The organism is Streptomyces populi, assembly GCF_002911015.1.
GTDB lineage: Bacteria > Actinomycetota > Actinomycetes > Streptomycetales > Streptomycetaceae > Streptomyces > Streptomyces populi.
Genome location: NZ_KZ627035.1, coordinates 1 through 9,378 on the forward strand (window position 1 = coordinate 1; position 9,378 = coordinate 9,378).

Consider the following 9,378-nt stretch of genomic DNA (forward strand, 5'->3'; position numbering starts at 1 on the left):
GGCGGGCCCGCAGGTCGCGGTGGACGGCGAGGGCCTCGGCCTGGCGTCCGGTGCGGTGCAGGACGAGCATGAGGAGCCGGTGGAACGACTCGCGGAGCGGATGCTCGGCCGTACGGGCGGCCAGTTCCGGTGCCAGGCGGTCGAGCCGCGAGGCCGTCGGGTCGAGGCACAGCTCCGCCTCGTAACCCCACTCCAGGACGAGCAGCCGGGCCTCCTCCAGGCGCTGGACGAAGGCGTGCCCGCCGATCTCGGGCGGCAGGCCGCTGAGCGGGGTGCCACGCCACAGCGCGAGCGCGGCGGTGGACTCGCGCAGCGCCCGTTCCCAGTCGCGCTCGGCGTGCGCGTCGCGCGCGACGGTGGCGTGCCGCTCGAAGACGCGGACGTCCAGCTCGCCCTCGCCGACCCGCAGGACGTATCCCGGCGGTACCGCGCGCAGCCGTTCCGGATCGTCGAGGAGCCGACGCAGCCGGGTCACGTGGTTCTGCAGGGACGCCTGGGCGGAGGCGGGTGGCGCCCCGCCCCACAACGCGTCCTTGAGCACGTCGACGGAGACGACCCGGCCCGGTTCGAGGAGCAGTGCGGCCAGCAGGGCACGCATCTTCCGGCTGCCGATCGAGACGACCGCGCCATCGGCGTCGTACAGGACCGGCGGGCCCAGCAGTCCGAACCGCAGCCCGTTCCGCATCACGCCGCCCCATTGTCTTTCCGCCCGGCCGCGCCGGCCGCGCACCACGACGGTTTCGCGCCCTCTCGAGACGAGTTCACGCCGGTCAAGTGATCGTCCCCGAGGGAACCGTTGGCCATATGTTAGCGATCCGTTGGCGCAGGCTGATGTGATCAAGCCATCGGATCCGGCCCGACGGTGCGCGCGTACTACGCGTAACTCGGGGGAGTGTCGCCGCCGTGGCCGGATCCGGGGACGTCAGAGGCCCCGGTCGTCGAGGTGATCGACCGGGGCCTCCGTCCGTAGCGAATCCCGTACGGAATCCCCGTACAAAATCCCCGCACGCGATCCCTGTACAGCCCCCCGGCAGACCCCGGGCGGGATTCCCGTGGCGGAATCCCGCGGAGGGCCGCGGCGCAGGAGCGGCCCGCAGGACCGGGGAGCCGGGCTCAGATGACCGGCGGGCGGCCGAGCCGGGTGAGCCGCCAGACCGTCCGCCACCGCATCGGGCGCCGCTCTCCCCCGGAGCGCCGCAGCCCCTCCGCGAATCCGCCGAACCAGGCCCTCAGTCCGCCGACCGACCGCGTCCGCAGCAGCGTGAGCACGATCCAGACCCCCAGGTGCACGGGAATCAGCGCCAGGGGCAGCCGGCGGCGGGTGAGCCAGACCCGGTTGCGGGCGGTCACGCGGTAGTAGATGGCGTGCCGGGCGGGCGAGGTCTTGGGGTGCTGGAGGAGCAGTTCGGGCTCGTACAGCACGGTCCAGCCCGCGTCGATGGCCCGCCAGGCGAGGTCGGTCTCCTCGTGCGCGAAGAAGAACTCGGCGGGCCAGTCCCCGGTCTCGGCGAGCATCGGCATGGACAGCGCGTGGCCGCCCCCGAGGAAGCCGGTGACCGGTCCGCCGCGCATCGGGTCCTTGGCCCCGACCCTCGGCACATGGCGGCGCTGCGTCTCCCCGTTCTCGTCGGCGATGCGGAATCCGACGATGCCGAGCCGCGGCCGGGCGGCGTACAGATCGCGCACCCTGCGCAGCACGTCGGCGTCGACGAGGAGCCCGTCGTCGTCGAGTTCGACGACGACGTCCACGTCCCCGAACTCACGGAGCCGGCTCAGGCCCACGTTCCGGCCACCGGGGCAGCCGAGGTTGTCGTCCACCTCGATGGTGGTCACCTCGCCCGGCAGACCGAGGCGTTCGGCGAACTCGGGCAGCGGGCAGCCGTTGCCGACGATCACGATCCGGGTGGGCGCGACGTCCTGCTTGGCCACGGAGGTGAGCAGCGCGTCGACCTCGACGGGCCGGTTGCCCATGGTCACCACGGCAACGGCGATCCGTGGCCCCTCCTCCACCTGTGACACGACACCCACCCCATCCCGGCCGACAACTGTGCCGCGATGCTAGTCGTTCACCGGGATTACCCCTCACGTACTCCACCGCGCCCGTCGTACGTACATCCCGATATACGCCCATACGCTCACGACCGGGAGTGCCACTTCTCCTCGCGGAGGACGAATTCCGGCCATGATCGGCCCGTCTCCACCGCCGGGGACAGGGCTCGACTACCGGTTGCCGACGAGCGGGTTCATGCTGGTGGGAGCGGCCCGGCGCCCCTGGACGTCCCCGGTGACCACCGGGATGCCCGTGGCCTCCCGGGCCGGGGACAGCGGGCGCCCGGTCCACCGCCGACGGGCGCCACCAGGTTCCGGAGGGCGCCATGAGCTCACCATCCGTACCGCCGCCCGCCCCGCTGCCCCCGCTGGGGCCCGGGTCCACGGACAAGGGCCTCAAGAGCGGCGCCCTGGGTCTGTTCTCCAGCACGGTGATCGGGCTGGCCTCCACCGCCCCCGCCTACAGCCTCGCGGCGACCCTCGGAGTGATCGTCGGCATCGTGGGCTTCCAGTCGCCGATCGTGGTCGTCCTCGCGTTCGTCCCGATGTTCCTGATCGCCTACGGCTACAAGGAGCTGAACCGGGCCGACCCCGACTGCGGCACCACCTTCACCTGGGCGGCCCGGGCCTTCGGCCCCCGTACCGGCTGGCTGGGCGGCTGGGGCATCGTCGCGGCCGACATCATCGTCATGGCCAACCTGGCACAGATCGCCGGCGCGTACGGCTTCCAGCTCGTCGGCGCGGACGGTCTGGCGCAGAACACCTTCTGGGTCACCCTCGTCGGCGTCCTGTGGATCGCCGTGATGACCCTGGTCTGCTACATCGGCATCGAGCTCTCGGCCAACCTGCAGAAGGCGCTGCTCACCATCGAGGTCGTGGTGCTGCTCCTGCTGTCGGTCACCGCACTGGTCAAGGTGTACGGGGGCACGGCGCCGAACGTCTCCTCGGAGATCTCGTGGTCGTGGTTCAACCCCTTCGAGATCGACTCGTTCGACGACCTGACCAAGAGCATCCTCGCCGGGGTGTTCATCTACTGGGGCTGGGACACCGCGGTGTCCGTCAACGAGGAGACCGTCGACCGGGACCGCACCCCCGGCCGCGCGGCCGTCATCTCCACGGTCATCCTGCTGCTCGTCTACGTCATGGTCACCACGTCCGCGCAGGCGTTCGCCGGGGTCGGCGACAAGGGCATCGGCCTGGGGAACCCGGACAACTCCGGCGACGTCCTCTCCAGCCTCGGCGCCGAGGTCTTCGGCACGGGGGGCTGGGGCACGGTCGCCACCAAGCTCCTGATCGTCATGGTCCTCACCTCGGCGGCGGCCTCCACCCAGACGACGATCCTCCCCACGGCCCGCACCACCCTGTCCATGGCCGCGTTCAAGGCCATCCCCCAGCGCTTCGCCCGCATCCACCCCCGGTTCCTCACCCCGACCTGGTCCACCGTGGGCATGGGCCTGGCCTCGATCGTCTTCTACGTGATGCTGACCCGGGTGAGCGAGAACGTCCTGGCCGACTCCATCGGCTCGGTCGGCCTGATGATCGCCTTCTACTACGGGCTCACGGGCTTCGCCTGCGTCTGGTACTACCGCAAGGTCCTCACGCGCAGCGCGCACGACCTGTGGACACGCGGGATCATGCCGGGCCTCGGCGGTCTGCTGCTGCTCTACTTCTTCGTCAACGCCTGCTTCGTGTACGCCGCCGCCGACTACGGCAGCACCTCGTGGACCCTGCCGTTCCCGCCGCACCGGCAGCTCGGCGGCGTCTTCGTCACCGGTGTCGGCGCCCTTCTCCTCGGAGCCGTCCTGATGTTCCTGTACAGCGCGTTCCGCCCGTCGTACTTCCACAAGGAGACGATCCCGGTCTCGTCCCACGACCGGACGGGCCACTGACCCGCCGACCGACACCCGCACCTCACCGCCCCGAAAACTCCGGCACGCCATGGACGCCATCACACCGAGGCATGAAAAAAACCCAGCTCAGACGGTGTCCGAGCTGGGTTCCACTGAGCCGCCTTCGGGATTCGAACCCGAGACCTACGCATTACGAGTGCGTTGCTCTGGCCATCTGAGCTAAGGCGGCGCGCTGTCCACACCCATGGTGCGATCAGCAACGTCGGTAAGTCTACACAGTTTCTGGGGGTGCTCCGCACACGCCCCGGAGCAGGCCCTCCGCGAGTGCCCGGCGGGGCTATGAGCAGCGCTTTCCCTTCTCGGGAGGGACGCCCTGGAGGAGGTAGCGATCGACCGCGGAGTCGATGCAGGCGCTGCCGCGCCCGTAGGCGGTGTGACCGTCGCCGACGTAGGTGAGAAGGGTGCCGGAGGAGAGCTGGGAGGCGAGGGACCGCGCCCAGGGGTACGGGGTCGCCGGGTCGCGGGTGGTGCCGACGACGAGGATCGGCGCCGCGCCCTTCGCCTCGATGCGGTGGGGCTCACCGGTGTTCCCGACGGGCCAGTACGCACAGTTGAGCGAGGCCCAGGCCAGGCCCTCGCCGAAGACGGGGGACGCCTTCTCGAAAGCGGGGAGGGACCGCTCCACCTGGTCCGGGCCGGAGAAGGCGGGAGGCAGGTCGAGGCAGTTCACGGCGGCGTTGGCGGACATCAGGTTCGCGTACCGGCCGTCGGCGTCCCGCTCGTAGTAGCTGTCGGAGAGGGCGAGCAGCCCCGCGCCGTCGTCCTTCCTCATCGCGGAGGTGAGCGCGTCGCGCAGCTGCGGCCAGGCCGTCTCGTCGTACATCGCCGCGATCACCCCGATCGTCGCGAGCGCCTCCCCGAGCTTGCGGCCGTCCGGGTCGCCCGTCGGGATCGGCTCCTTGTCCAGCTTCTGGAAGAACGCCTTCAGGTTCCTGCCCACCTGGTCCGGGCTCGTGCCCGCGTCGCCGAGCGGGCAGTCGCTGTGCCGCACGCAGTCCTTCGCGAAGGACTGGAACGCCGTCTCGAAGCCCTCCGTCTGCTCCTTGTTCAGCCTGCGCGCGTCCAGGGACGGGTCCAGCGCGCCGTCCAGGACGAGCCGGCCCACCCGGTCCGGGTAGAGGCCCGCGTACGTCGCCCCCAGGAACGTCCCGTAGGACGCCCCCACGTACGTCAGCTTCTCGTCGCCGAGCACCGCCCGCAGGATGTCCATGTCACGGGCCGCCTCGACGGTGGAGACATGCCTCAGCAGACCCGGCGAGTGCGCCCCGCAGCCCTCGGCGAACTTCTTGAAGGCCTCGACGAGCTGATCCGTCTCCCGGCCGTCGTCCGGCGTGGTGTCCGTCTGCGTGTACGCGTCCATCGCCCGGCCGTTGAGGCATTCGACCGGTTCGCTGCGGGCCACTCCCCGCGGGTCGACCGCGACCATGTCGTAGCGGGCCCGGACCTCCGCCGGATAGCCGACGCCCGCGTACGACTGGAGATAGCCGACCGCCGAACCGCCCGGCCCTCCCGGATTGACCAGCAGCGAACCGAGCCGCTCGCCCGGACCCGTGGCCTTCTTGCGGGAGACCGCCAGCCTGACGTCGCCCGAGCCGGGCTTGTCGTAGTCGAGCGGCGCCTTCATCGTGGCGCACTCGAAGCCGGGGACGCCGCAGCTGCGCCAGTTCAGCTTCTGCCCGTAGTACGGCGCCAGCGCCGACGGCGTGGCGCGCGGCAGCGGGGTGAGCACCGCCCCGGTCGGCACGGTCGCCCTCGGGGAGCTCCCGGAGGAACTCCCCGAGGGGCTCTCCGAGGAGCAGGCGGAGATGAGCAGCGCCGCGGCGGCCAGCAGCACGCCGCTCGCTCGGAGGGGTCGGGTCGGCCGTGGGGTGCGCCTCATGTGCATCCCGCGAGCGTAACGTTGCGCGATCATTCGATCACCTTCAGTCGCGGAAGCGGCTCGTACGAGTGACTCGGTCAACCCGTTCCCGGACGGACCGTCCCGACCGGGCCCCGCCACCGGGCCCCGCCACCGGACGGCCGCCACCGCCAGGGGCGGGCGTGAGGGGCCGCCCGGGGTCAGCCCGCGCGGAGCGCCATCGTCATCGCTTCCACCGCCAGCAGCGGAGCGACGTTGCGGTCGAGCGCCTCGCGGCACGCGGCGATCGCGTCGATACGGCGCAGGGTCGACTCCGGCGAGCTGCCGCGGGCCAGCCGCTCCAGCGCGTCCTCCGCCTCCGCGTTGGCGATGGCCAGGCGGGAGCCGAGCTGAAGGGCGAGCACATCGCGGTAGAAACCGGTGAGGTCGATCAGGGCCAGGTCCAGGCTGTCGCGCTGCGTACGCGTTCTCCGGCGCTTCTGCCGGTCCTCCAGCTCCTTCATGACGCCCGCCGTGCCCCGCGGCATCCGGCCGCCCTGGGCCGCGCCGAGCGCCGCCTTCAGCTCCTCGGTCTCCTTGACGTCGACTTCCTCGGCGAGCTGTTTCGCGTCCTCCGCAGCCGTGTCGATCAGCTCCTGGGCGGCCTTGAGGCAGCCTCCGATGTCGTCGACCCGCAGCGGAAGCTTGAGGACGGCGGCGCGGCGCTGACGGGCGCTCGGGTCCGTCGCGAGGCGACGGGCCCGCCCGATGTGGCCCTGCGTCGCGCGCGCGGCGGCCGCCGCGACGTCGGGCTCGATGCCGTCACGGCGCACGAGGATGTCGGCGACGGCCTCCACCGGCGGGGTGCGCAGCGTGAGCAGCCGGCAGCGGGAGCGGATGGTGGGCAGCACGTCCTCGATGGACGGTGCGCACAGGAGCCAGACCGTGCGGGGAGCGGGCTCCTCGACGGCCTTGAGCAGGACGTTGCCCGCGCCTTCCGTGAGACGGTCCGCGTCCTCCAGGACGATGACCTGCCAGCGGCCCCCGGCGGGGGACAGCTGGGCGCGACGGACCAGGTCCCGGGTCTCCTTGACACCGATGGAGAGCAGATCGGTGCGGACGATCTCCACATCGGCGTGGGTGCCGACCAGGCTCGTGTGGCAGCCGTCGCAGAACCCGCAGCCGGGGATCCCGCCGAGCGCGCGGTCGGGGCTCACGCACTGCAGCGCGGCCGCGAACGCGCGCGCCGCCGTGGAGCGGCCGGAACCGGGCGGCCCGGTGAACAGCCAGGCGTGCGTCATCTTGGACGCCTCGGGGAGCGGGGCGTTCGCGGCGGCCGCCGTGACGAGGGCGTCGGCGTCCCGGGCAGCGGCGGCGAGCTGCTCCGCCACCTTCTCCTGTCCCACCAGGTCGTCCCACACAGGCATGGGCTCCGCCCTCCGTCGTGCTTCGTCTCGCGTCCTCCATTGTGCGGGTCGCCACCGACAACGGGACACACCCGACCGGTCACCCGTCCCCGGACCGGCTCCGGGTCGGACCAGTCCGGACCGGGTCGAGCCAGGTCAGCCGGGCCGGTCAGGCCGACCCGAGCCAGGCCGAGCCGGTCGGGCCGAGCCAGCACCCGTGGGCCGCGGCCCGCCGGGCACCAGTCGGTGAGGCCCGGACCCGGCCCGAGTCCGGCCCCAGCCGCCAGTCGTCACGCTTCAGTCGGCCCAGCTCGGCACCCGGCCGGGTCGACCACCCCGGCTCCCGGCCCTCGGCCGGGCTAGCGTCGCCGCCCGCCGCGGCCCTGCTCGCGGCCCTCGTCCCAGTCGTCCTCGTCCTCGCGCGGGCCCAGCAGTTCGTCCGCCAGGGTCGGGAGGTCGTCGAGCGGGGTCTCCTCGGCCCAGTCGGGGCGGGGCCTGCGGCGCGGGGCGCCCGTCTCGTCCACCTGAGGCAGTTCCCGCGTGCGGTCGGTGGGACCCTCGGGCCCCGCCGGCCGCTCGTCGCGGAAGAAGCCCCGGGGCATCCGGCCCGTGGGGTCTCCGGACGGTCCGCCGGCGCTCCCCGCGCCCCTGTTCCGTACCGGGGGAAGGACGGCCGTCTCGTCGGCCGCAGCCGGGGCCGGTGGGACGGGCGGCAGCACCGCCGTCTCGTCCGCCGCCCCGCCCGGAACCGGCGGCTTCGGCAGCGTGGCCGTGTCCTCGACGTCGGAGCGGGATCCCACGCGCGTGCCCGGGCGGCCCTCGTCCGGTCGTACGGGAGGAAGCACGGCGGTCTCGTCGACCGCCGCCGGATCGGTGACGACGGGCGTGGGCACCGTCGTCTCGTTGTCCGGCACGGAGGCCGCCGCGGCCCACGACGGCCTGGAGGCGGAACGGGAGGCGGACGGTGAGGGAGCCGGCGAAGAGGGGGACGCCGAGGCCGCCGGAGCCTCACCGGCGTCACGTACCGTCCCGGCACCGGACTCCGGCTCCTTCGGGCCCTCGGCCCTCGCCGCCGTCCCGGCGCCCGCCACCACGGCCTCGGCCGAAGCCGCCGCGGCCGCCGAGGCGGCGGCGGCCTCCGCCGCGATCCGACGGGCCTCCTCCGCCCGCAGCAGCGCCTCCTCGGCCTTGCGCTGCTTCTCCAGACGGCGCTCCTCGGCCTCGGCGCGCAGCCGCGCCTCCTCCTCGGCCTGCCTGCGCGCCCGCTCCTGCTCCGCGGCGCGGGCCTCTTCCTCGGCGAGAAGCCGGGCCCGCTCTTCCTCGGCCCGGCGGCGGGCCTCCTCGGCGCGCTGCCGGGCCTCCTCCGCCTGGCGCTCGGCCTCGCGCTGCTGGGCCTCCTCCAGCTCGCGCCGCTTGCGCTCCTCCTCCTCGGCGCGCAGTTTCGCGAGCTGCGCCTGGCGCTCACGCTCCAGGCGCTCCTCCTCCGCCTTGCGGGCGGCCTCCTCCTCGGCCTTGCGCCGGGCCTCCTCCTCGGCCGCCCTGCGCGCCTCCTCCTGGGCCTTCACCTCGGCCTCGGAGAGGGGCAGCATGACGTCGAGCCGGTGCCGTACGACCGTGGTGACGGCCTCGGGCTCCTGCGCGGCGTCGACCACCAGGTAGCGGCCCGGGTCGGCGGCGGCGAGCGTCAGGAAACCGGACCGCACGCGCGCGTGGAACTCGAGCGGCTCCGACTCCAGCCGGTCGGGCGCCTCGGTGAACCGCTCGCGGGCGGCTTCCGGCGACACGTCCAGCAGAACGGTCAGATGCGGCACGAGCCCGTTCGTCGCCCACCGGTTGATGCGGGCGATCTCCGTGGGCGACAGGTCACGGCCCGCGCCCTGGTAGGCCACGGACGAGTCGATGTAGCGGTCGGAGATGACGATGGCGCCCCGCTCCAGCGCGGGACGGACGACCGTGTCGACGTGCTCCGCGCGGTCGGCGGCGTACAGCAGGGCCTCGGCGCGGTGCGAGAGGCCCGCGGACGACACGTCGAGGAGGATCGAGCGCAGCCGCTTGCCGACCGGCGTGGCGCCCGGCTCGCGGGTCACCACGACCTCGTGGCCCTTGGCGCGGATCCAGTCGGCGAGGGCCTGCGCCTGGGTCGACTTGCCGGCCCCGTCACCACCCTCCAGGGCGA

General features: G+C 73.0%; 6 protein-coding genes and 1 tRNA gene. 1 reads left to right on the forward strand and 6 read right to left on the reverse strand.

The window, feature by feature from the left end:
- Window positions 1-685 (reverse strand): AfsR/SARP family transcriptional regulator (locus CW362_RS41610; protein ID WP_162684418.1); only part of this gene is annotated, 685 nt, incomplete at its 3' end.
- A gap of 428 nt (window positions 686-1,113) precedes the next feature.
- Window positions 1,114-1,971: a glycosyltransferase family 2 protein gene (locus CW362_RS41615; protein WP_240658335.1), complete on the reverse strand. Its 858-nt coding sequence runs from the start codon at window positions 1,969-1,971 to the stop codon at window positions 1,114-1,116.
- Between the two features lie 404 nt (window positions 1,972-2,375).
- Between CW362_RS41615 and CW362_RS41620 the strand changes: the two genes are divergently transcribed.
- On the forward strand, window positions 2,376-3,938 hold the full coding sequence (locus CW362_RS41620) for an APC family permease (RefSeq protein ID WP_103554784.1): 1,563 nt from the start codon (window positions 2,376-2,378) through the stop codon (window positions 3,936-3,938).
- 116 nt (window positions 3,939-4,054) lie between these two features.
- On the opposite strand, the gene CW362_RS41625 is transcribed toward CW362_RS41620, so the two are convergent.
- The 4 genes from CW362_RS41625 to tmk all read right to left on the reverse strand — a co-directional run.
- A tRNA-Thr gene (locus CW362_RS41625) sits at window positions 4,055-4,128 on the reverse strand.
- Between the two features lie 108 nt (window positions 4,129-4,236).
- A complete protein-coding gene (locus CW362_RS41630) occupies window positions 4,237-5,844 on the reverse strand; it encodes an alpha/beta hydrolase (protein WP_103554785.1) in 1,608 nt (535 codons plus the stop codon).
- Window positions 5,845-6,017: 173 nt separating this feature from the next.
- On the reverse strand, window positions 6,018-7,223 hold the full coding sequence (locus tag CW362_RS41635) for a DNA polymerase III subunit delta' (RefSeq protein ID WP_103554786.1): 1,206 nt from the start codon (window positions 7,221-7,223) through the stop codon (window positions 6,018-6,020).
- A 338-nt stretch (window positions 7,224-7,561) separates the two neighbouring features.
- The coding region (gene tmk, locus CW362_RS41640; RefSeq protein ID WP_103554787.1) for a dTMP kinase at window positions 7,562-9,378 on the reverse strand (1,817 nt) is incomplete at its 5' end.

Bases quoted from the DNA above. Each gene is read 5' to 3' on its own strand.
- CW362_RS41615 (WP_240658335.1), bottom strand. From the start codon at position 1,971: ATGGGCAACCGGCCCGTCGAGGTCGACGCGCTGCTCACCTCCGTGGCC.
- CW362_RS41620 (WP_103554784.1), top strand. From the start codon at position 2,376: ATGAGCTCACCATCCGTACCGCCGCCCGCCCCGCTGCCCCCGCTGGGG.
- CW362_RS41630 (WP_103554785.1), bottom strand. From the start codon at position 5,844: ATGCACATGAGGCGCACCCCACGGCCGACCCGACCCCTCCGAGCGAGC.
- CW362_RS41635 (WP_103554786.1), bottom strand. From the start codon at position 7,223: ATGCCTGTGTGGGACGACCTGGTGGGACAGGAGAAGGTGGCGGAGCAG.